The sequence below is a fragment of the Streptomyces sp. NPDC053048 genome (assembly GCF_044547045.1).
Classification (GTDB): Bacteria; Actinomycetota; Actinomycetes; order Streptomycetales; family Streptomycetaceae; genus Streptomyces.
In genome coordinates this window covers 414,130-437,228 of record NZ_JBITZS010000006.1, presented here as the reverse complement: position 1 = coordinate 437,228, position 23,099 = coordinate 414,130, and the positions used below count along the sequence as shown (strand labels likewise).

At 67.9% G+C, this 23,099-nt stretch carries 17 protein-coding genes and 1 tRNA gene; 14 read left to right on the top strand and 4 right to left on the bottom strand.

What is annotated here, in order from left to right:
* Positions 1-79 precede the first annotated feature (79 nt).
* Positions 80-1,135, top strand: a complete 1,056-nt coding sequence (locus ACIG36_RS18655) for a UDP-N-acetylmuramate dehydrogenase (RefSeq protein ID WP_399928581.1) — start codon at positions 80-82, stop codon at positions 1,133-1,135.
* 65 nt (positions 1,136-1,200) lie between these two features.
* Here the strand turns inward: ACIG36_RS18655 and ACIG36_RS18650 are convergent, their stop codons facing one another.
* Both ACIG36_RS18650 and ACIG36_RS18645 read right to left on the bottom strand, forming a co-directional pair.
* Positions 1,201-2,220, bottom strand: coding sequence for an adenosine deaminase (locus tag ACIG36_RS18650; RefSeq protein ID WP_399928579.1), 1,020 nt, complete (start codon positions 2,218-2,220; stop codon positions 1,201-1,203).
* 134 nt (positions 2,221-2,354) lie between these two features.
* Positions 2,355-3,602, bottom strand: a complete 1,248-nt coding sequence (locus ACIG36_RS18645; protein ID WP_399928577.1) for a pyridoxal phosphate-dependent aminotransferase — start codon at positions 3,600-3,602, stop codon at positions 2,355-2,357.
* 230 nt (positions 3,603-3,832) lie between these two features.
* Here ACIG36_RS18645 and ACIG36_RS18640 point away from each other — a divergent pair.
* The 13 genes from ACIG36_RS18640 to tuf all read left to right on the top strand — a co-directional run bounded on the left by ACIG36_RS18640 (position 3,833) and on the right by tuf (position 20,954).
* Positions 3,833-3,905 (top strand) — tRNA-Trp (locus ACIG36_RS18640).
* A gap of 108 nt (positions 3,906-4,013) precedes the next feature.
* A complete protein-coding gene (gene secE, locus ACIG36_RS18635) occupies positions 4,014-4,304 on the top strand; it encodes a preprotein translocase subunit SecE (RefSeq protein WP_086567320.1) in 291 nt (96 codons plus the stop codon).
* 78 nt (positions 4,305-4,382) lie between these two features.
* Complete coding sequence (nusG, locus tag ACIG36_RS18630) at positions 4,383-5,264, top strand: transcription termination/antitermination protein NusG (RefSeq protein ID WP_399928573.1); 882 nt, start codon at positions 4,383-4,385, stop codon at positions 5,262-5,264.
* 160 nt (positions 5,265-5,424) lie between these two features.
* On the top strand, positions 5,425-5,859 hold the full coding sequence (gene rplK, locus ACIG36_RS18625) for a 50S ribosomal protein L11 (protein ID WP_171082683.1): 435 nt from the start codon (positions 5,425-5,427) through the stop codon (positions 5,857-5,859).
* A gap of 83 nt (positions 5,860-5,942) precedes the next feature.
* Positions 5,943-6,659 (top strand): 50S ribosomal protein L1, encoded by a 717-nt coding sequence (gene rplA / locus ACIG36_RS18620; RefSeq protein ID WP_399928571.1) that lies wholly within the window; start codon positions 5,943-5,945, stop codon positions 6,657-6,659.
* A gap of 350 nt (positions 6,660-7,009) precedes the next feature.
* Positions 7,010-7,540 carry a 50S ribosomal protein L10 gene (gene rplJ / locus ACIG36_RS18615; RefSeq protein WP_399928569.1) on the top strand — a complete coding sequence of 177 codons (531 nt, stop codon included), beginning with the start codon at positions 7,010-7,012 and terminating at the stop codon, positions 7,538-7,540.
* Between the two features lie 110 nt (positions 7,541-7,650).
* Entirely contained in the window at positions 7,651-8,037 is a 387-nt protein-coding gene (rplL, locus tag ACIG36_RS18610) for a 50S ribosomal protein L7/L12 (protein WP_399928567.1), read from the top strand.
* A gap of 627 nt (positions 8,038-8,664) precedes the next feature.
* Positions 8,665-12,147 (top strand): DNA-directed RNA polymerase subunit beta, encoded by a 3,483-nt coding sequence (gene rpoB, locus ACIG36_RS18605; protein ID WP_399928564.1) that lies wholly within the window; start codon positions 8,665-8,667, stop codon positions 12,145-12,147.
* 124 nt (positions 12,148-12,271) lie between these two features.
* Entirely contained in the window at positions 12,272-16,171 is a 3,900-nt protein-coding gene (locus tag ACIG36_RS18600; protein WP_399928561.1) for a DNA-directed RNA polymerase subunit beta', read from the top strand.
* Positions 16,172-16,578: 407 nt separating this feature from the next.
* Positions 16,579-16,950, top strand: a complete 372-nt coding sequence (rpsL, locus tag ACIG36_RS18595; RefSeq protein ID WP_003948652.1) for a 30S ribosomal protein S12 — start codon at positions 16,579-16,581, stop codon at positions 16,948-16,950.
* Positions 16,951-16,952: 2 nt separating this feature from the next.
* Positions 16,953-17,423, top strand: a complete 471-nt coding sequence (gene rpsG, locus ACIG36_RS18590; protein ID WP_004950419.1) for a 30S ribosomal protein S7 — start codon at positions 16,953-16,955, stop codon at positions 17,421-17,423.
* 39 nt (positions 17,424-17,462) lie between these two features.
* On the top strand, positions 17,463-19,586 hold the full coding sequence (fusA, locus tag ACIG36_RS18585) for an elongation factor G (protein WP_399928558.1): 2,124 nt from the start codon (positions 17,463-17,465) through the stop codon (positions 19,584-19,586).
* A gap of 174 nt (positions 19,587-19,760) precedes the next feature.
* Positions 19,761-20,954, top strand: coding sequence for an elongation factor Tu (gene tuf, locus ACIG36_RS18580; RefSeq protein WP_399928555.1), 1,194 nt, complete (start codon positions 19,761-19,763; stop codon positions 20,952-20,954).
* Between the two features lie 97 nt (positions 20,955-21,051).
* Here tuf and ACIG36_RS18575 read toward each other — a convergent pair whose 3' ends face one another.
* Complete coding sequence (locus ACIG36_RS18575) at positions 21,052-21,912, bottom strand: metallophosphoesterase family protein (RefSeq protein ID WP_399928552.1); 861 nt, start codon at positions 21,910-21,912, stop codon at positions 21,052-21,054.
* Positions 21,913-22,003: 91 nt separating this feature from the next.
* Positions 22,004-23,011: an ArsR/SmtB family transcription factor gene (locus ACIG36_RS18570; RefSeq protein WP_399928550.1), complete on the bottom strand. Its 1,008-nt coding sequence runs from the start codon at positions 23,009-23,011 to the stop codon at positions 22,004-22,006.
* Positions 23,012-23,099 lie beyond the last annotated feature (88 nt).

Sequence of the window (23,099 nt, the reverse complement as noted above, 5' to 3'; positions counted from 1 at the left end):
GCCCCTTACGGCCTTCCGGGGCACCACACGGCCCCGGCCCGGGGCGGCGCCCCCGCCGGGCCCCCGTACCCTGGTGCCCGTGCAGGAACGACACGACGCCCCCCTCGCCCCCCTGACCACCTTCCGCCTCGGCGGCCCGGCCACCCGCCTCGTCACCGCCGTCACCGACGCCGAGGTGATCGACACGGTCCGCGAGGCCGACGCCACCGGCACCCCGCTCCTGATCATCGGCGGCGGCAGCAACCTGGTCATCTCCGACAAGGGCTTCGACGGCATCGCCCTGCGCATCGCCACCACCGGCTTCCACCTCGACGGCACCCGCCTCGAGCTGGCCGCCGGCGAGAACTGGTCCGACGCCGTCGCCCGCACCGTCGAGGCCGGACTCGCCGGCATCGAGTGCATGGCCGGCATCCCCGGCTCCGCCGGCGCCACGCCCATCCAGAACGTCGGCGCCTACGGCCAGGAGGTCTCCTCCACGATCACCGAAGTGATCGCCTACGACCGCCGCACCGGCGAGACGGTCACCCTCCCCAACGCCGAGTGCGCCTTCTCCTACCGCCACAGCCGCTTCAAGGAGGACACCGGCCGCTACGTCGTCCTGCGGGTCCGCTTCGAGCTGGAGGACGCCGGCGGCCTCTCCGCCCCCCTGAAGTACCCCGAGACCGCCCGCGCCCTCGGCGTCGAGGCCGGCGACCGCGTCCCGGCCGCCCGCGCCCGCGAGACGGTGCTCAAGCTGCGCGCCGGCAAGGGCATGGTCCTCGACCCCGAGGACCACGACACGTGGTCGGCCGGATCGTTCTTCACCAACCCCGTCCTGACGGCCGCCGAGCACGCCGCGTTCCTCACCCGGGTCGCCGAGCGGCTCGGGCCCGACGTGGCGCCGCCCGCCTTCCCGGCGGGCGACGGCATGGTCAAGACGTCCGCCGCCTGGCTGATCGACCGGGCGGGCTTCACGAAGGGGTACGGGGCCGGGAGGGCCCGGATCTCGACGAAGCACACGCTGGCCCTGACCAATCGTGGCGAAGCCACGACCGAAGATTTGCTGGCGCTGGCCCGCGAGGTGCGGGACGGCGTCCACGCCGCCTTCGGGGTGACCCTGGTGAACGAGCCGGTGACCGTCGGGGTCAGCCTGTAGTCGTCCGGCTGCGGGTTCGGTTGTGCCCACCCGTTCCGCCCCAGCGGAACGACTGCCCACAACCGTCAGGGCGCCAGCCACCCCTCGATGCCCGCCAGCAGCCGCTCCCGTGCCTCCGTCGGCGCAGCCGACCCCCGTACCGACTGGCGGGCCAGTTCCGCCAGCTCCTCGTCCGTGAAGGCGTGGTGCTCGCGGGCCAGCTCGTACTGGGCGGCGAGGCGGGAGCCGAAGAGCAGGGGGTCGTCCGCGCCCAGCGCTATCGGCACGCCGGCGTCCCACAGGGTCCGCAGCGGCACGTCGCCCGGCTTGTCGTAGACACCGAGGGCGACGTTCGACGACGGGCAGACCTCGCACGTCACGCCGCGCTCCGCGAGCTTCCGCAGCAGCCGCGGGTCCTCGGCGGCCCGCACGCCGTGGCCCACCCGCGCCGCGTGCAGGTCGTCCAGGCAGTCCCGGACGCTGCTCGGCCCCGTCAGCTCGCCGCCGTGCGGCGCGGCCAGCAGGCCGCCCTCACGGGCGATCTCGAAGGCGCGGTCGAAGTCACGGGCGAGCCCGCGCCGCTCGTCGTTGGACAGGCCGAAGCCGACGACACCCCGGTCGGCGTACCGCACCGCGAGCCGGGCCAGCGTCCGGGCGTCCAGCGGGTGCTTCATGCGGTTGGCGGCGACGAGCACCCGCATGCCCAGCCCGGTCTCGCGCGAGGCGTCCTCGACGGCGTCCAGGATGATCTCCAGCGCCGGGATCAGCCCGCCCAGCCGGGGCGCGTACGAGGTCGGGTCGACCTGGATCTCCAGCCACCCCGAACCGTCCCGCACGTCCTCCTCGGCGGCCTCGCGCACCAGCCGCCGGATGTCCTCCTCGGACCGCAGGCAGGACCGCGCGATGTCGTACAGCCGCTGGAAGCGGAACCACCCGCGCTCGTCCGTGGCCCGCAGCTTCGGCGGCTCCCCGCTGCTCAGCGCCTCCGGCAGGTGCACGCCGTACTTGTCGGCCAGCTCCAGCAGGGTCGAAGGGCGCATGGACCCGGTGAAGTGCAGGTGCAGATGGGCCTTCGGCAGCTTCCTGACGTCGCGAACGTTCTCCATCCCAGGATCTTGCCGTACCCACCGGTCAACCGGAAGGGACTTTCCCTGAACGGGGACCGGCCCGAAAGCAAAAGCGGGCCCCCGGCCGCAGCCGGGAGCCCGCATGAGCCCGTATCGACGGAAAGAACGAGGCGCTATGCCTTCGCCTCCGCCAGCAGCTTCTGCATCCGCGACACGCCCTCGACGAGATCCTCGTCACCCAGCGCGTACGACAGCCGCAGGTAACCCGGTGTGCCGAACGCCTCACCCGGCACCACGGCGACCTCGGCCTCCTCGAGGATCAGCGCGGCGAGCTCGACGGACGTCTGCGGCCGGCGGCCGCGGATCTCCTTGCCGAGCAGCTCCTTGACCGAGGGGTAGGCGTAGAACGCGCCCTCCGGCTCCGGGCAGAGGACGCCGTCGATCTCGTTCAGCATGGCCACGATCTTGCGGCGGCGGCGGTCGAAGGCGACCTTCATCTCCTCGACGGCCGTCAGGTCGCCCGACACGGCGGCCAGCGCCGCGACCTGCGCGACGTTGCTCACGTTCGACGTGGCGTGCGACTGCAGGTTCGTGGCGGCCTTGACGACGTCCTTGGGGCCGATGATCCAGCCCACCCGCCAGCCGGTCATGGCGTACGTCTTGGCGACGCCGTTGACGACGACGCACTTGTCGCGCAGCTCCGGCACCACGACCGGCAGCGAGGAGAACTCGGCGTCGCCGTAGACCAGGTGCTCGTAGATCTCGTCCGTCAGCACCCACAGGCCGTGCTCGGCGGCCCAGCGGCCGATGGCCTCGACCTGCTCGCGCGAGTAGACCGCGCCGGTCGGGTTGGACGGCGAGACGAACAGCAGCACCTTGGTGCGCTCGGTGCGCGCGGCCTCCAGCTGCTCGACCGACACCCGGTAGCCGGTGGTCTCGTCGGCGACGACCTCGACCGGCACGCCGCCCGCGAGGCGGATCGACTCGGGGTAGGTGGTCCAGTACGGGGCCGGGACGATCACCTCGTCGCCCGGGTCGAGGATCGCGGCGAACGCCTCGTAGATGGCCTGCTTGCCGCCGTTGGTGACGAGCACCTGGGAGGCCTCGACCTCGTAGCCGGAGTCGCGCAGCGTCTTCGCGGCGATGGCGGCCTTGAGCTCGGGCAGGCCGCCGGCCGGGGTGTAGCGGTGGTACTTGGGGTTGCGGCAGGCCTCCACGGCGGCCTCGACGATGTAGCCGGGCGTGGGGAAGTCGGGCTCGCCGGCGCCGAAGCCGATCACCGGGCGGCCGGCGGCCTTGAGGGCCTTGGCCTTGGCGTCCACCGCGAGGGTGGCGGACTCGGAGATCGAGCCGATGCGGGCCGAGACCCGGCGCTCGGTGGGGGACTGGGCGGGGGGGACGGGAGGAGTCGCAGCGCTCATAGGGGCATCGTCGCAGACCTCGAAGGGCGGGGACACACGGGTTTCACAGACCCCTCGGCGGACCCGTGGACGGACGCCCGCCCCGCCCCGACACCCGCTCCGCCGGGCTTGCTGTTCGACGCCAGCCCCAGGACCACGTACACTCATGCGTCGTTGGCCCCTCACCGGCAACGCCGTCCCGTGTACATCGTGCATCCGGATGGATGCGGTACGTTGGGGGAACACAACAAAGGGTCGTAGCTCAATTGGTAGAGCACTGGTCTCCAAAACCAGCGGTTGGGGGTTCAAGTCCCTTCGGCCCTGCTACACGCATCGTCACCAGGGTGCGTGCGTGCGTACGTACTGAAATGCACCGCCGTGCGGCTCAACCGGGCGCGGCACGGCCACGACCCGGATTCAGGTGAGGACGTAGTGACGGAAGCCCTTGGCTCCACCGCGACGCCTGAGAGCGGTCGTCCCGAGGACGAGGTGGCCGCCAAGAAGGGCCGCCGTGGCGGGAAGCGTGGGAAGAAGGGCCCTCTGGGCCGCCTCGCGCTGTTCTACCGCCAGGTTGTGGCCGAGCTCCGCAAGGTCGTCTGGCCCACCAGGAGCCAGCTGTCGACGTACACCACTGTGGTGATCGTCTTTGTTGTCATCGTCATTGGTCTGGTGACCGTGATTGACTATGGGTTCGAGCAGGCCGTCAAGTACGTCTTCGGCTGAGCCCGCGCGTAAGGCGGCCTTTCCGGAGGTACGCCTCTTCGCTCGTTCCACCCCTTGAAGCCAGGAAGAAGCAGCCACGTGTCTGACCCGAACCTGAACGACGCCGCCGAGCCCGTCGCGGCTGAGGCCAACGTTGACGAGGCTGTCTCGGCCGAGGTCGAGGGCGACGACACCGCGCAGGAGATCGTCGAGAACGCCGACAACGTCGACGAGCTCGACGCCGAGGAAGCCGCCGCCGGCGAGCCCGCCGAGGAGGCCGCGCTGCGCGTCGAGTCCGGCGAGGAGGCCGAGGCCGCCGAGGAGGCAGCCGAGGCCGAGGAAGCCGAGGAGGAGGCCGCTCCGGTCGACCCCGTCGCCGCGCTCCGCGACGAACTCCGTGGCCTGCCCGGCGAGTGGTACGTCATCCACACCTACGCGGGTTACGAGAACCGCGTGAAGACCAACCTCGAGCAGCGTGCCGTCTCGCTGAACGTCGAGGACTACATCTTCCAGGCCGAGGTGCCGCAGGAAGAGGTCGTCCAGATCAAGAACGGCGACCGCCGCACCGTCCGCCAGAACAAGCTCCCCGGCTACGTGCTGGTGCGCATGGACCTGACGAACGAGTCCTGGGGCGTCGTCCGCAACACCCCGGGCGTCACCGGCTTCGTGGGCAACGCCTACGACCCGTACCCGCTGACCCTGGACGAGATCGTCAAGATGCTCGCCCCCGAGGCCGAGGCCAAGGCCGCCAAGGAGGCCGCCGAGGCCGAGGGCCGTCCGGCCCCCAGCCGCAAGGTCGAGGTCCAGGTGCTGGACTTCGAGGTCGGCGACTCGGTCACGGTCACGGACGGTCCGTTCGCGACGCTGCAGGCCACGATCAACGAGATCAACGCCGACTCGAAGAAGGTCAAGGGCCTCGTCGAGATCTTCGGTCGCGAGACCCCGGTCGAGCTCAGCTTCGACCAGATCCAGAAGAACTGACACTTCTGGTCGAACACTTCCGAACAGGTCAGACGGGCTGATTCAGCCCGTCTGACCTCTCGGTTTTTGGCCCGGCCACGTTACCCGTTATCGTGGTGCGGTATGCCTGCGAGCAGTGTGTCGCAGGCAAAAAAACTCTCACTAGGACCCGGAGAGAGCAATGCCTCCCAAGAAGAAGAAGGTCACGGGGCTTATCAAGCTCCAGATCCAGGCTGGTGCCGCCAACCCGGCTCCGCCGGTCGGCCCCGCGCTGGGTCAGCACGGCGTCAACATCATGGAGTTCTGCAAGGCCTACAACGCCGCGACCGAGTCGCAGCGTGGCATGGTCGTGCCGGTGGAGATCACGGTCTACGAGGACCGTTCCTTCACCTTCGTGACCAAGACTCCGCCGGCCGCCAAGCTGATCCTGAAGGCCGCGGGCGTGCAGAAGGGCTCCGGCGAGCCGCACAAGACCAAGGTCGGCAAGATCACCGAGGCGCAGATCCGCGAGATCGCGACCACCAAGATGCCCGACCTGAACGCGAACGACCTGGACGCCGCGGCGAAGATCGTCGCCGGCACCGCCCGTTCCATGGGCATCACGGTCGAGGGCTGATCGTCCCCCGCCTTTCGGCAGCACCCCGTGGAAGGGCCAGCGCCGGCCCGTACCACGACTCCAATCACCACTGAGGAGTTTCAGTGAAGCGCAGCAAGACTCTTCGCAACGCGGACGCGAAGATCGACCGGGAGCGTCTGTACGCCCCGCTCGAGGCCGTCCGTCTGGCGAAGGACACCACCTCCGTCAAGTTCGACGCGACCGTCGAGGTCGCCATGCGCCTGGGTGTCGACCCGCGCAAGGCCGACCAGATGGTCCGTGGCACCGTGAACCTTCCGCACGGCACCGGTAAGACCGCCCGGGTCCTGGTCTTCGCGACCGGCGACCGTGCCGAGGCCGCGCGTGCCGCGGGCGCCGACATCGTCGGCGCCGACGAGCTCATCGACGAGGTCGCCAAGGGCCGTCTGGACTTCGACGCCGTCGTCGCCACCCCGGACCTCATGGGCAAGGTCGGCCGCCTCGGCCGCGTGCTCGGTCCCCGTGGCCTGATGCCGAACCCGAAGACCGGCACGGTCACCCCGGACGTGGCGAAGGCTGTCACGGACATCAAGGGCGGCAAGATCGAGTTCCGCGTCGACAAGCACTCGAACCTGCACTTCATCATCGGCAAGGTCTCCTTCGACGAGGCCAAGCTGGTGGAGAACTACGCCGCGGCGCTCGAGGAGATCACCCGCCTCAAGCCGTCCGCCGCGAAGGGCCGCTACATCAAGAAGGCGACCCTGACCACCACGATGGGCCCCGGCATCGCGCTGGACCCGAACCGCACCCGCAACCTCCTCGTGGAGGACGAGACCGTCTGAGGACGGTCTTGTAGCGCGTAGCGCGCGTCGTAGGGCCGGGCCCCGCACCTTTCGAAGGTGCGGGGCCCGGCTCGATTTGCATCCTTGTGCACCTATCGCGTAATCTCCTGCAGAAGCCAAAGACCGCTGGTCGTTGCTGTGCCTCCTCCCGGAGGCGTGGTGGCCGAAGGATCCGCTAGAGCTGCGGGCGACCTGCGCAGGTGACAGAGGTTGCACTCCCGTCAGGGCGTAAGGAAATTGCGTCCGCACGGTCGAGTCACGCCCCGACGCCTGCGCCGGGGCGTTTCGTTTTGCCCAGGTCCCTTCTCGCGCCTATGCGGTCCGAATCACCCCGGAAGGAGGCCGTGCTCATGGCTAGCCCCGACAAGGCAGCCGCGGTTGCCGAGCTGACGGACAAGTTCCGCACCTCGAACGCCGCCGTGCTGACCGAGTACCGCGGTCTCACCGTGGCGCAGCTCAGGACGCTGCGTCGTTCGCTCGGTGAGAACGCCCAGTACGCCGTGGTGAAGAACACCCTGACCCTGATTGCGGCCCGTGAGGCCGGCATCACGCTCGAGGACCAGCTCTTCGCTGGTCCGACGGCCGTCGCCTTCGTCACCGGTGACCCGGTGGAGTCGGCGAAGGGTCTTCGTGACTTCGCCAAGGACAACCCGAACCTGATCATCAAGGGCGGTGTCCTTGACGGCAAGGCGCTGTCCGCCGATGAGATCAAGAAGCTTGCGGACCTCGAGTCCCGCGAGGTTCTGCTCGCCAAGCTGGCGGGTGCCATGAAGGGCAAGCAGTCCCAGGCTGCCTCGCTCTTCCAGGCCCTGCCCACGAAGCTCGTCCGCACCGTGGACGCGCTCCGTGCCAAGCAGGCCGAGCAGGGCGGTGCCGAGTAATTCGGCTCGCGCATTGATCCGCGCCGCGTGAGGCGCTGATCACAGCGGGCCGTACGCCCGCCGACATGTACATCCCGGCACCTGCCGATTTAGTGGAAGGACCCGCCATCATGGCGAAGCTCACCCAGGACGAGCTGCTCGCGCAGTTCGAGGAGATGACCCTCATCGAGCTCGCGGCCTTCGTGTCCGCGTTCGAGGAGAAGTTCGACGTCACCGCCGCCGCCGCTGCGCCGGTCGTCATGGCCGGCGGCGTCGCCGGTGGCGAGGCCGCCGCCGAGGAGGAGAAGGACGAGTTCGACGTCATCCTCACCGCGGCCGGCGACAAGAAGATCCAGGTCATCAAGGTCGTGCGCGAGCTGACCTCCCTGGGTCTGAAGGAGGCCAAGGAGCTCGTCGACGGCACCCCGAAGCCGGTCCTCGAGAAGGCCAACAAGGAGGCCGCCGACAAGGCTGCCGAGGCCCTCAAGGCCGCCGGCGCCTCCGTCGAGGTCAAGTGACCCGACGAGGTCTGCCGACCTCTCTCTGACGTACGTCAGTAACCTAAGGGCGATCACCCATGCGGGTGGTCGCCCTTAGGCGTTCCCGGGACGGATGCGCGCGCGAGGCCGCCGGTACGAGTATGGTGATCTTCGTTGTCCTGACGTGGCCGCGTCCAGCGGCGGACCGCCGCGGGCAGGCCGCGGGGCCGTCACCCGGAGGCGGCCGGGGCCCGAGGGCCTTGACGAACGGCACGCCGCGCGCGATTCTCAGGACGCGTCCCAGGACGCACCGCGATATCGATCCTCCGTCCGAGGCATGGATCGAGGGCGGAGAGGGAAGTATCGTCATGCGCTTGCGGCGCATGGCATGCGTCGGGCGGGCGCCAGGCGATGAGGAACAACAGAGGATCCCGGAGGGAGAGATTGGTATCGCACCGGTCTCCGGAAATCCGCTCTGGACATCAGTGGGCCAAGTGGCTACACTGACCCTTTGCGCTGCCTGTTAGCTGCTCCCTGCCCGTCACCAGGGGCATGCCCACTTCCGAGCACAGCTGATGGAAACCCCCTGAGCTGGGATTTCTCTCCTATGTACGGAGTGGGACCGGTACGCGCGTAGTGAGTCCGAGCCCTCGGAAGGACCCCCTCTTGGCCGCCTCGCGCAACGCCTCGACCGCCAATACGAACAACGGCGCCAGCACCGCCCCGCTGCGCATCTCTTTTGCGAAGATCAAGGAGCCCCTCGAGGTTCCGAACCTCCTTGCGCTGCAGACCGAGAGCTTCGACTGGCTGCTCGGCAATGCCGCCTGGAAGGCTCGCGTCGAGGCTGCGCTGGAGTCTGGTCAGGACGTCCCCACCAAGTCCGGTCTGGAGGAGATCTTCGAGGAGATCTCCCCGATCGAGGACTTCAGCGGGTCGATGTCGCTGACTTTCCGCGACCACCGTTTCGAGCCCCCGAAGAACTCCATCGACGAGTGCAAGGAGCGCGACTTCACGTACGCGGCTCCGCTCTTCGTCACGGCCGAGTTCACCAACAACGAGACCGGTGAGATCAAGTCCCAGACGGTCTTCATGGGCGACTTCCCGCTCATGACGCCCAAGGGCACCTTCTGCATCAACGGCACCGAGCGTGTCGTCGTCTCGCAGCTGGTCCGTTCGCCCGGTGTCTACTTCGACTCCTCCATCGACAAGACGTCCGACAAGGACATCTTCACCGCCAAGATCATCCCGTCCCGGGGTGCCTGGCTGGAGATGGAGGTCGACAAGCGCGACATGGTCGGTGTCCGCATCGACCGCAAGCGCAAGCAGTCCGTCACCGTCCTCCTGAAGGCCCTCGGCTGGACCACCGAGCAGATCCTCGAGGAGTTCGGCGAGTACGAGTCCATGCGCGCCACCCTGGAGAAGGACCACACCCAGGGCCAGGACGACGCGCTGCTCGACATCTACCGCAAGCTGCGTCCGGGCGAGCCGCCGACCCGTGAGGCCGCGCAGACGCTGCTCGAGAACCTCTACTTCAACCCCAAGCGCTACGACCTCGCGAAGGTCGGCCGCTACAAGGTCAACAAGAAGCTGGGCGCCGACGCCCCGCTCGACGCCGGTGTGCTGACCGTCGACGACGTGATCGCGACGATCAAGTACCTGGTGAAGCTGCACGCCGGTGAGGTCGAGACCGTCGGCGAGAACGGCACCTCGATCGTCGTCGAGACCGACGACATCGACCACTTCGGCAACCGTCGTCTGCGCAACGTCGGCGAGCTCATCCAGAACCAGGTCCGTACCGGCCTGGCCCGCATGGAGCGCGTCGTCCGCGAGCGGATGACCACCCAGGACGTCGAGGCGATCACGCCGCAGACCCTGATCAACATCCGGCCGGTCGTCGCCTCCATCAAGGAGTTCTTCGGCACCAGCCAGCTGTCCCAGTTCATGGACCAGACCAACCCGCTGTCGGGTCTGACCCACAAGCGTCGTCTGTCGGCGCTGGGTCCGGGCGGTCTCTCCCGTGAGCGGGCCGGCTTCGAGGTCCGAGACGTCCACCCGTCGCACTACGGCCGCATGTGCCCGATCGAGACGCCCGAAGGCCCGAACATCGGTCTGATCGGCTCGCTCGCCTCGTACGGCCGCGTCAACGCGTTCGGTTTCGTCGAGACCCCGTACCGCAAGGTCGTGGACGGCCAGGTCACCGACGAGGTGCACTACCTGACCGCCGACGAGGAGGACCGCTTCGTCATCGCCCAGGCGAACGCCGCCCTGGGTGAGGACATGCGCTTCTCCGAGGCCCGTGTGCTGGTCCGCCGCCGTGGTGGCGAGATCGACTACATCGCGCCGGACGAGGTCGACTACATGGACGTCTCGCCGCGCCAGATGGTGTCGGTCGCGACCGCCATGATCCCCTTCCTCGAGCACGACGACGCCAACCGCGCGCTCATGGGATCGAACATGATGCGCCAGGCCGTCCCGCTGATCAAGGCCGAGGCGCCGCTGGTCGGCACCGGCATGGAGTACCGCTGCGCGGTCGACGCCGGCGACGTCATCAAGGCCGAGAAGGACGGTGTCGTCCAGGAGGTCTCCGCCGACTACGTGACGGTGGCCAACGACGACGGCACGTACAACACCTACCGCGTCGCCAAGTTCTCCCGCTCCAACCAGGGCACCTCCTTCAACCAGAAGGTCGTCGTGGACGAGGGCGCCCGCGTGGTCACCGGCCAGGTGCTCGCCGACGGTCCGTCCACGGACGAGGGCGAGATGGCGCTCGGCAAGAACCTGCTCGTGGCGTTCATGCCGTGGGAGGGCCACAACTACGAGGACGCGATCATCCTGTCGCAGCGCCTCGTACAGGACGACGTCCTCTCCTCGATCCACATCGAGGAGCACGAGGTCGACGCCCGTGACACCAAGCTGGGCCCCGAGGAGATCACCCGGGACATCCCCAACGTCTCCGAGGAGGTCCTCGCCGACCTCGACGAGCGCGGCATCATCCGCATCGGTGCCGAGGTCGTCGCCGGCGACATCCTGGTCGGCAAGGTCACCCCGAAGGGTGAGACCGAGCTGACCCCGGAGGAGCGCCTGCTCCGCGCGATCTTCGGTGAGAAGGCCCGCGAGGTCCGTGACACCTCCCTGAAGGTGCCGCACGGTGAGATCGGCAAGGTCATCGGCGTCCGCGTCTTCGACCGCGAAGAGGGCGACGAGCTGCCGCCGGGCGTGAACCAGCTGGTCCGCGTCTACGTCGCGCAGAAGCGCAAGATCACCGACGGTGACAAGCTCGCCGGCCGTCACGGCAACAAGGGTGTCATCTCCAAGATCCTCCCGGTCGAGGACATGCCGTTCCTCGAGGACGGCACCCCGGTCGACATCATCCTCAACCCGCTCGGTGTCCCGTCCCGAATGAACCCGGGACAGGTCCTCGAGATCCACCTCGGCTGGCTCGCCAGCCGCGGCTGGAAGGTCGAGGGCGACGAGGAGTGGATGAAGCGCCTGCAGGCGATCGGCGCCGACGACGTCGCCGCCGGCACCAACGTCGCGACCCCGGTCTTCGACGGTGCCCGCGAGGACGAGATCGCCGGTCTCTTCGAGTCCACGATCCCCAACCGCGACGGCGAGCGCCTGGTGCTCCCGTCCGGCAAGGCGCGGATGTTCGACGGCCGCTCCGGCGAGCCGTTCCCGGACCCGATCTCCGTCGGGTACATGTACATCCTCAAGCTGCACCACCTGGTCGACGACAAGCTGCACGCCCGTTCGACCGGTCCGTACTCCATGATCACCCAGCAGCCGCTGGGTGGTAAGGCTCAGTTCGGTGGCCAGCGCTTCGGTGAGATGGAGGTGTGGGCGCTGGAGGCTTACGGCGCCGCGTACGCCCTCCAGGAGCTGCTGACCATCAAGTCCGACGACGTCACCGGCCGAGTGAAGGTCTACGAGGCGATCGTCAAGGGCGAGAACATCCCCGAGCCCGGCATCCCCGAGTCCTTCAAGGTGCTCATCAAGGAGATGCAGTCCCTCTGCCTCAACGTGGAGGTGCTGTCCTCGGACGGCATGTCCATCGAGATGCGGGACACCGACGAGGACGTCTTCCGCGCGGCGGAGGAGCTCGGTATCGACCTGTCCCGGCGCGAGCCGAGCAGCGTCGAAGAGGTCTGACGGGTCTGGGAGGGGGCTTCGAACCCCGGAGCCCCCTCCCGTCCCCGGACCCCCAGACCACTGATGTAGAGCCCATAAATCGCTAACGCGAGGGGCACGACCCTGAAAGAGGGATTGACGAACAGTGCTCGACGTCAACTTCTTCGACGAGCTGCGGATCGGCCTGGCGACCGCGGACGACATCCGGACCTGGTCCCACGGCGAGGTCAAGAAGCCGGAGACCATCAACTACCGCACCCTCAAGCCCGAGAAGGACGGACTCTTCTGCGAGAAGATCTTCGGCCCCACCCGGGACTGGGAGTGCTACTGCGGCAAGTACAAGCGTGTCCGCTTCAAGGGCATCATCTGTGAGCGCTGTGGCGTCGAGGTCACGCGCGCCAAGGTGCGCCGTGAGCGGATGGGCCACATCGAGCTTGCCGCTCCTGTCACCCACATCTGGTACTTCAAGGGCGTCCCGTCGCGCCTGGGCTACCTGCTCGACCTGGCCCCGAAGGACCTCGAGAAGGTCATCTACTTCGCCGCCTACATGATCACGTGGGTGGACGAGGAGCGCCGCACGCGCGACCTGCCCTCGCTGGAGGCTCACGTCTCCGTCGAGCGCCAGCAGATCGAGCAGCGCCGCGACGCCGACCTCGAGGCCCGCGCCAAGAAGCTCGAGGCCGACCTGGCCGAGCTCGAGGCCGAGGGTGCCAAGGCCGACGTGCGCCGCAAGGTGCGCGAGGGCGCCGAGCGTGAGATGAAGCAGCTGCGCGACCGCGCGCAGCGCGAGATCGACCGCCTCGACGAGGTGTGGAGCCGCTTCAAGAACCTCAAGGTCCAGGACCTCGAGGGCGACGAGCTGCTCTACCGCGAGCTGCGTGACCGCTTCGGCACGTACTTCATGGGTGCGATGGGCGCCGCCGCGCTGCAGAAGCGCCTGGAGTCCTTCGACCTCGACGAGGAGGCCGAGCGCCTCCGCGAGATCATCCGGACCGGCAAGGGCCAGAAGAAGACCCGTGCGCTCAAGCGCCTCAAGGTCGTCTCCGCCTTCCTGCAGACCCGCAACAGCCCCAGCGGCATGGTGCTGGACTGCATCCCCGTGATCCCGCCGGACCTGCGTCCGATGGTGCAGCTGGACGGTGGCCGCTTCGCGACCTCCGACCTGAACGACCTGTACCGCCGTGTGATCAACCGCAACAACCGTCTGAAGCGTCTGCTCGACCTCGGTGCCCCCGAGATCATCGTGAACAACGAGAAGCGGATGCTCCAGGAGGCGGTCGACGCCCTCTTCGACAACGGCCGTCGTGGTCGCCCGGTCACGGGCCCCGGCAACCGTCCGCTGAAGTCCCTCAGCGACATGCTGAAGGGTAAGCAGGGTCGATTCCGTCAGAACCTGCTCGGTAAGCGTGTGGACTACTCCGCGCGTTCCGTCATCGTCGTCGGTCCGCAGCTGAAGCTGCACCAGTGCGGTCTGCCCAAGGCCATGGCGCTGGAGCTCTTCAAGCCGTTCGTGATGAAGCGCCTGGTCGACCTGAACCACGCGCAGAACATCAAGTCGGCCAAGCGCATGGTCGAGCGTGGCCGCACCGTCGTGTACGACGTCCTCGAAGAGGTCATCGCCGAGCACCCGGTGCTGCTGAACCGTGCGCCCACGCTGCACCGCCTCGGCATCCAGGCCTTCGAGCCGCAGCTGGTCGAGGGCAAGGCCATCCAGATCCACCCGCTCGTCTGCACCGCGTTCAACGCGGACTTCGACGGTGACCAGATGGCCGTCCACCTGCCGCTCTCCGCGGAGGCGCAGGCCGAGGCCCGCATCCTGATGCTGTCCTCGAACAACATCCTCAAGCCGGCCGACGGCCGTCCGGTCACCATGCCGACCCAGGACATGGTGCTCGGTCTGTTCTTCCTCACCACCGACGAGGAAGAGCGCAAGGTCGTGGGCGAGGGCCGGTCCTTCGGCTCGGTCGCCGAGGCGATCATGGCGTTCGACGCCCGTGAGCTCTCGCTCCAGGCGAAGGTCGACATCCGCTTCCCGATCGGCACCGTTCCGCCGCGCGGCTGGGTTCCCCCGGTCGCGGAGGAGGGCGAGCCGGAGTGGCAGCAGGGCGACAGCTTCCGCCTGCGCACCACGCTGGGCCGCGCGCTCTTCAACGAGCTGCTGCCCGAGGACTACCCGTTCGTCGACTACTCGGTGGGCAAGAAGCAGCTCTCCGAGATCGTCAACGACCTCGCCGAGCGCTACCCCAAGGTCATCGTGGCGGCGACGCTCGACAACCTGAAGGCGGCCGGCTTCCACTGGGCGACCCGTTCCGGTGTCACCGTGGCCATCTCCGACGTTGTCGTCCCCGAGGCGAAGAAGGAGATCGTCGCCCGCTGGGAGGCCGCGGACGAGAAGATCCAGAAGCAGTACGAGCGTGGTCTGATCACCAAGGACGAGCGCACGCAGGAGCTCATCGGCATCTGGACCAACGCGACCAACGAGGTCGCCGAGGCCATGAACGCCAACTTCCCCAAGACGAACCCCATCTTCATGATGGTTGACTCGGGTGCCCGAGGAAACATGATGCAGATGCGGCAGATCGCCGGTATGCGTGGTCTGGTGTCGAACGCGAAGAACGAGACCATTCCGCGACCCATTAAGGCGTCGTTCCGTGAGGGTCTCTCCGTGCTGGAGTACTTCATCTCCACCCACGGTGCCCGTAAGGGTCTCGCGGACACCGCCCTCCGTACCGCCGACTCGGGTTACCTCACCCGTCGTCTGGTCGACGTCTCGCAGGACGTGATCATCCGCGAGGAGGACTGCGGCACCGACCGTGGCCTCAAGCTGACGATCGCCTCCAAGGGCGCCGACGGCGTGCTGCGCAAGGCCGACGACGTCGAGACCAGCGTGTACGCCCGGATGCTGGCCGAGGACGTCGTCGTCGACGGCAAGGTCATCGCGCCGGCCAACGTCGACCTCGGTGACGTGCTCATCGACCAGCTCGTCGCCCACGGCGTCGAGACGGTCAAGACCCGCTCGGTCCTCACCTGCGAGTCCGCGGTCGGCACCTGTGCCTTCTGCTACGGCCGCTCGCTGGCGACCGGCAAGCTGGTGGACATCGGCGAGGCGGTCGGCATCATCGCCGCCCAGTCGATCGGTGAGCCCGGTACCCAGCTGACGATGCGTACCTTCCACACCGGTGGTGTGGCCGGTGACGACATCACCCAGGGTCTGCCCCGTGTCGTCGAGCTCTTCGAGGCCCGTACGCCCAAGGGTGTCGCCCCGATCTCGGAGGCGGCCGGCCGCGTCCGTATCGAGGAGACCGAGAAGACCAAGAAGATCGTCGTCACCCCGGACGACGGCTCCGACGAGACGGCCTACGGCATCTCCAAGCGAGCCCGTCTGCTGGTCTCCGAGGGCGAGCACGTCGAGGTGGGCCAGAAGCTCACCGTGGGTGCCACCAACCCGCACGACGTCCTGCGCATCCTCGGCCAGCGCGCCGTCCAGGTCCACCTGGTCGGCGAGGTCCAGAAGGTCTACAACTCGCAGGGTGTGTCGATCCACGACAAGCACATCGAGATCATCATCCGGCAGATGCTGCGCCGCGTGACGATCATCGAGTCCGGCGACGCGGAGCTGCTGCCGGGCGAGCTCGTGGAGCGCTCGCGCTTCGAGTCCGAGAACCGTCGGGTCGTGACGGAGGGTGGCCACCCGGCCTCCGGCCGTCCGCAGCTGATGGGTATCACCAAGGCCTCGCTCGCGACCGAGTCCTGGCTGTCGGCGGCGTCCTTCCAGGAGACGACCCGGGTTCTGACCGACGCGGCGATCAACGCCAAGTCGGACTCCCTGATCGGCCTCAAGGAGAACGTCATCATCGGTAAGCTCATCCCGGCCGGTACGGGCCTGTCCCGCTACCGCAACATCCGGGTGGAGCCCACCGAGGAGGCGAAGGCCGCGATGTACTCGGCCGTCGGTTACGACGACATCGACTACTCGCCCTTCGGCACCGGCTCCGGCCAGGCGGTTCCGCTGGAGGACTACGACTACGGTCCGTACAACCAGTGAGCTGATCACTGATCGCAACAGGGCGGTCACCCCCTCGGGGGTGGCCGCCCTGCGGCGTGATTTCACCCATACGGCGGTCGCGGAAGTGGCAGGTCAGGCCAACTCGACCCGGGGATGCGACATTTGCAGCACATCAGGGTGTCCTCTGCGTGTGCATTTGTTTTGACCGCAGCCCATGCGGTAGGTACGCTCTGACCTTGTGCCTGGGGTGTCCCTGGGCTCTTGTGCGTGCCGTCAGACCGCACGGGGAGCCCGGAACCGGACGGTTTCCATACCGGCCCGGAGACACTGGAATCTGCATCGAGCCGCCATCGGCGGGGGTCTGCAGCCTTCGACACACCCGACCGCGTGGGTCGGTGGTTCCAGGTTAGTTTTATCGTGATCGGCACACAGAAACCGGAGAAACGGTGCCTACGATCCAGCAGCTGGTCCGAAAGGGCCGGCAGGACAAGGTCGAGAAGAACAAGACGCCCGCACTCGAGGGTTCGCCCCAGCGCCGTGGCGTCTGCACGCGTGTTTTCACGACCACCCCGAAGAAGCCGAACTCGGCGCTCCGTAAGGTCGCGCGTGTGCGTCTGACCAGCGGCATCGAGGTCACCGCTTACATTCCGGGTGAGGGCCACAACCTGCAGGAGCACTCCATCGTGCTCGTGCGTGGCGGTCGTGTGAAGGACCTGCCGGGCGTTCGCTACAAGATCATCCGTGGCTCGCTCGACACCCAGGGCGTCAAGAACCGCAAGCAGGCTCGCAGCCGCTACGGCGCCAAGAAGGAGAAGTAAGAATGCCTCGTAAGGGCCCCGCCCCGAAGCGCCCGGTCATCATCGACCCGGTTTACGGCTCCCCCCTGGTGACGTCGCTCATCAACAAGATCCTGCTGCACGGCAAGCGCTCCACCGCCGAGCGCATCGTGTACGGCGCCATGGAGGGTCTGCGCGAGAAGACCGGTAACGACCCGGTCATCACCCTCAAGCGCGCCCTCGAGAACGTCAAGCCGGCTCTCGAGGTCAAGTCCCGCCGCGTCGGTGGCGCCACCTACCAGGTGCCGGTCGAGGTCCGTCCGGGCCGCGCCTCCACCCTGGCGCTGCGCTGGCTGGTCGGTTACTCCCGCGCCCGTCGCGAGAAGACCATGACCGAGCGCCTCATGAACGAGCTGCTGGACGCCTCGAACGGTCTCGGCGCCTCGGTCAAGAAGCGTGAGGACACGCACAAGATGGCCGAGTCCAACAAGGCCTTCGCGCACTACCGCTGGTAGTCGCTACCCCCATCGAGAACCGAGAGAAGACTGAGCCATATGGCCACCACTTCGCTTGACCTGGCCAAGGTCCGCAACATCGGGATCATGGCCCACATCGACGCGGGCAAGACGACCACCACCGAGCGGATCCTGTTCTACACCGGTGTTTCGTACAAGATCGGTGAAGTCCACGACGGCGCTGCCACGATGGACTGGATGGAGCAGGAGCAGGAGCGCGGCATCACGATCACGTCTGCCGCGACGACCTGCCACTGGCCGCTCGACAACGTCGATCACACCATCAACATCATCGACACCCCGGGTCACGTCGACTTCACCGTCGAGGTGGAGCGCTCCCTGCGCGTGCTCGACGGTGCCGTGACGGTGTTCGACGGCGTTGCCGGTGTCGAGCCGCAGTCGGAGACGGTGTGGCGTCAGGCCGACCGTTACGGCGTGCCGCGCATCTGCTTCGTGAACAAGCTGGACCGTACCGGTGCCGAGTTCCACCGCTGTGTCGACATGATCGTCGACCGCCTGGGCGCGGTTCCGCTGGTCATGCAGCTGCCGATCGGCACCGAGGCCGACTTCAAGGGCGTGGTCGACCTCGTCCGGATGAAGGCTCTGGTCTGGTCCGCCGAGGCCGCCAAGGGCGAGATGTACGACGTCGTCGACATCCCGGACACCCACGTCGAGGCTGCCGAGGAATGGCGCGGCAAGCTCCTCGAGGGCGTTGCCGATCACGACGACGAGATGATGGAGATGTTCCTCGAGGGCCAGGAGCCCACCGAGGAGCAGCTCATGGCGGCCATCCGCCGCATCACCCTCGCCTCGCGTGGCGGCGGCGACTCCGTCACCGTCACCCCGGTGTTCTGTGGTACCGCGTTCAAGAACAAGGGCGTTCAGCCCCTGCTCGACGCCGTGGTCCGCTACCTGCCGTCGCCGCTGGACATCGAGGCTGTCGAGGGCCACGCGGTCAACGACGCCGACGAGGTCGTGAAGCGCAAGCCGTCCGACGACGAGCCGTTCTCCGGTCTTGCCTTCAAGATCATGAGCGACCCGCACCTCGGCAAGCTCACCTTCGTCCGGGTCTACTCGGGCCGCATGGAGGCCGGCACCCAGGTGCAGAACTCCGTGAAGGGCAAGAAGGAGCGCATCGGCAAGATCTACCGGATGCACGCGAACAAGCGTGAGGAGATCGACTCGGTGGGTGCCGGTGACATCGTCGCCGTCATGGGTCTGAAGCAGACCACCACCGGTGAGACCCTCTGCGACGCCGCGAACCCGGTGATCCTCGAGTCGATGGACTTCCCGGCCCCGGTCATCCAGGTCGCCATCGAGCCCAAGTCCAAGGGCGACCAGGAGAAGCTGGGTGTCGCCATCCAGCGTCTGGCCGAGGAGGACCCGTCCTTCCAGGTCCACACGGACGAGGAGACGGGCCAGACCATCATCGCGGGTATGGGCGAGCTGCACCTCGACGTGCTGGTCGACCGTATGCGCCGTGAGTTCCGCGTCGAGGCCAACGTCGGCAAGCCGCAGGTCGCGTACCGCGAGACGATCCGCAAGGCCGTCGAGCGTATCGACTACACGCACAAGAAGCAGACTGGTGGTTCCGGCCAGTTCGCCAAGGTGCAGATCGCGATCGAGCCCCTCGAGGGCGACGGTTACGAGTTCGAGAACAAGGTCACCGGTGGCCGTATCCCGCGGGAGTACATCCCGTCCGTGGACGCGGGTTGCCAGGAGGCCATGGAGTTCGGTGTTCTGGCCGGCTACCCGCTGACCGGCGTCAAGGTGACGCTGCTCGACGGTGCCTTCCACGACGTCGACTCCTCGGAGCTCGCGTTCAAGATCGCCGGTTCCATGGCGTTCAAGGAGGGTGCTCGCAAGGCGTCGCCGGCTCTGCTGGAGCCGATGATGTCGGTCGAGGTCACCACCCCCGAGGACTACATGGGTGACGTGATCGGCGACATCAACTCCCGCCGTGGCCAGATCGAGGCCATGGAGGACCGTCACGGCGCCAAGCTCGTCAAGGGCCTGGTTCCGCTGTCGGAGATGTTCGGCTACGTCGGCGACCTCCGCAGCAAGACCTCGGGTCGCGCAAGCTACTCGATGCAGTTCCACTCCTACGCCGAGGTTCCGCGGAACGTCGCCGAGGAGATCATCGCGAAGGCCAAGGGCGAGTAACGAGCTCCCGTCTCCACAGACGAGGCTCACGCCGTAGGCTTGACACCGACCGCTGGGGCATACCACGGCAAACCGTAAGGTTTCGCCGCGGGTGCCCCGGCGGCCGGCACCCCAGCAAAGATCCCTGGCGCCGATCGAAGTAAGGCGTACAGAACCACTCCCAGGAGGACCCCAGTGGCGAAGGCGAAGTTCGAGCGGACTAAGCCGCACGTCAACATCGGCACCATCGGTCACGTCGACCACGGTAAGACCACTCTTACCGCGGCGATCACCAAGGTGCTGCACGACGCGTACCCGGACCTGAACCCCTTCACGCCGTTCGACGAGATCGACAAGGCGCCCGAGGAGCGTCAGCGCGGTATCACGATCTCGATCGCTCACGTCGAGTACCAGACCGAGTCGCGTCACTACGCCCACGTCGACTGCCCGGGTCACGCGGACTACATCAAGAACATGATCACCGGTGCCGCCCAGATGGACGGCGCGATCCTCGTGGTCGCCGCGACCGACGGTCCGATGCCGCAGACCAAGGAGCACGTGCTCCTGGCCCGCCAGTCCGGCGTTCCGTACATCGTTGTCGCCCTGAACAAGGCCGACATGGTGGACGACGAGGAGATCCTGGAGCTCGTCGAGCTCGAGGTCCGTGAGCTCCTCAACGAGTACGAGTTCGACGGCGACAACGCTCCGGTCGTCCAGGTCTCGGCGCTCAAGGCGCTCGAGGGCGACAAGGAGTGGGGCGAGAAGCTCCTCGGCCTGATGAAGGCCGTGGACGAGAACATCCCGCAGCCCGAGCGTGACGTCGACAAGCCGTTCCTGATGCCGATCGAGGACGTCTTCACGATCACCGGTCGTGGCACCGTCGTCACCGGTCGTATCGAGCGCGGTGTCCTCAAGGTCAACGAGACCGTCGACATCGTCGGCATCAAGACCGAGAAGACCACCACCACGGTCACCGGTATCGAGATGTTCCGCAAGCTGCTCGACGAGGGCCAGGCCGGTGAGAACGTCGGTCTGCTGCTCCGCGGCATCAAGCGCGAGGACGTCGAGCGCGGCCAGTGCATCATCAAGCCGGGTTCGGTCACCCCGCACACCGAGTTCGAGGCCACGGCCTACATCCTGTCGAAGGACGAGGGTGGCCGTCACACCCCGTTCTTCAACAACTACCGTCCGCAGTTCTACTTCCGTACGACTGACGTGACCGGTGTTGTGACCCTCGCCGAGGGCACCGAGATGGTCATGCCCGGCGACAACGCCGAGATGTCCGTCTCCCTGATCCAGCCCGTCGCCATGGAGGAGGGCCTGCGCTTCACCATCCGTGAGGGCGGCCGCACCGTCGGCGCCGGCCAGGTCACCAAGATCAACAAGTAAGTCCGCTTGCTTGACGGTCTGACCTGACGGTCGACAAGAGGGCCCGCACGCCGCGAGGTGTGCGGGCCCTCTCGTGTTTTCCGGGGCCGCTTCGGCGCTACGCGCTCCGGTACGGGAGGATCTGGCGCAGCAGCCCCTTGGGGTGGCCCCGGCGCCGCCACTCGCGCGGGTAGCCGATGGAGACCTCCTCGAAGCGCACGCCCTCGTACCAGGTGGTCCGGGGGATGTGGAGATGCCCGTAGACCACCGCCGCGACGTTGAAGCGGGTGTGCCAGTCGGCCGTGAGCTCCGTGCCGCACCACTGGGCGAACTCCGGGTACATCAGGACGTCCGTCGGCCGCCGGTCCAGCGGCCAGTGGTTGACCAGCACCAGCGGCACGGACGGATCGTGCGCGGCCAGCCGCTCCTCGGTGGCCGCGACCCGGGCCCGGCACCAGTCGTCGGCACCCGCGTAGGGCTCGGGGTGCAGCAGGTACTCGTCCGTGCAGACGACACCCGCCTCGTGGGCCTGGGCCAGCGACTCCTCCTTGGTGGCGGCCGTCGGGGTGCGGAAGGTGTAGTCGTACAGCGTGAACAGCGGCGCGATCGCCACCGGCCCGCCCTCGCCCTCCCACACCGGCCAGGCGTCCTCCGGCGTCACCACGCCCATGTCCCGGCACGTCCGGACCAGGTGCTCGTAGCGGGCCCGCCCGCGCAGTTCCACCGGGTCGGTGCGCGGGGTCCACAGCTCGTGGTTGCCCGGCGTCCAGACGACCTTGGCGAAGCGGCCGGCGAGCAGCTTGAGCGTGCGCTCGACGTCCTCGAAGCGTTCGGCCACATCGCCGGCCACGATCAGCCAGTCGTCGTCGGTGGTGGGGCGCAGGGACTCGGCGATGGGCACGTTGTCGGCCATGCCGGTGTGCAGGTCGCTGACGGCCAAGAGCCGTCGGCCTGGGCTGGTCGCATTCGGCTGCTGCATGCACCCACGGTAGGCGGTGCGGGTTGACGGGACGTCAACAGCGGGGCGTAATCAAGGAATCCGCCGATCGGCCGTGGATCGGCAGCTCCGCTCAGCCGGCGGTCTCCCTGGTGAGCGGCCGCCGGCCGTTGAGCAGGTCCCGGCCCAGGACGCTGAGGGTGTGGTACGCCCTGCCGTTGGCGCGGTGGGTGGTGATCAGCCCGGCGTCGCGCAGGACGGTGGCGTGGTGGCTGGCGGTGGCCATGGCGATGCGCACCCGGCGGGCCAGCTCGCTGGTGGTGCAGCCGCGGGCGGTGGCCTCCAGCACCTCGGCCCGGGTGCGGCCGAGCAGCGCCGCGAGCGGGGGCTCGCCGCTCCCGCCCCCGCGCGGGCCGTGGATGTCCAGGAGCCAGGCGGGGTCGTGCGTGATCGGATAGACGAGCACGGGCGGCAGCTCGGGGTCGCGGAGCACGGTGGGGGCGCGCCAGCAAAAGAAGGAGGGCACGAGCCGCAGCCCGCGCCCCTCCAGATAGAGGTCCTCGGTGGTGCCGGGGACGGCCACCTCCAGCACCGGTGGGTTCCAGCGGATGGCCGGGTGCAGGGTGGACAGCAGCTGCTCGCCCCCGCTCAGCAGGATGGCCTGGGTGCGGGCGGCCCGGTCGGCCGAAATGTGTTCCCGCATCTTGCCCAGGTAGGGGCGGACCGCCAGGTCGTGGAAGGCGGTGATGCCGTCGCCCAGGGCGTTCAGCGCCGGTACCCGGCCCTCGGCGAGGGCTCGGACGAAGTTCAGGTCCTGGCGCTCGGGCGCGAGCAGCTCCAGGTCCCGGCGTAGGGTGGCGCGGGGCAGGGAGAGCATGGCGTCGAGGCCGGTGGTCAGGCCCTCGGTGGCCTCCGGCGGGGTGAGGAAGTCGGGGGAGTAGCCCCGGGGCGGGGCCAGCGCCAGCAGGCGCCGCATGGGGTCGGTGAGCCGGTCGCGGATCCGGTTGCGCCATTCGCCGAAGATCAGGGGGCCCTGCCCGGTCTGGACCATGTGGGCGGCCAGCAGCGTCTCCCACAGGAGGTCGGGCTCGGCGGACATCCTGATGCGGCCGAGGTCGACGCCGGTGAAGTGAATGCGCACGCCCTGCCACTGCCCCGTGGGGAGCGGCTTGAACGTGGAAGTGGCCGGGGAGGAACCTCCTCAGCCACTTCCAGGTGAACCTGGTGCG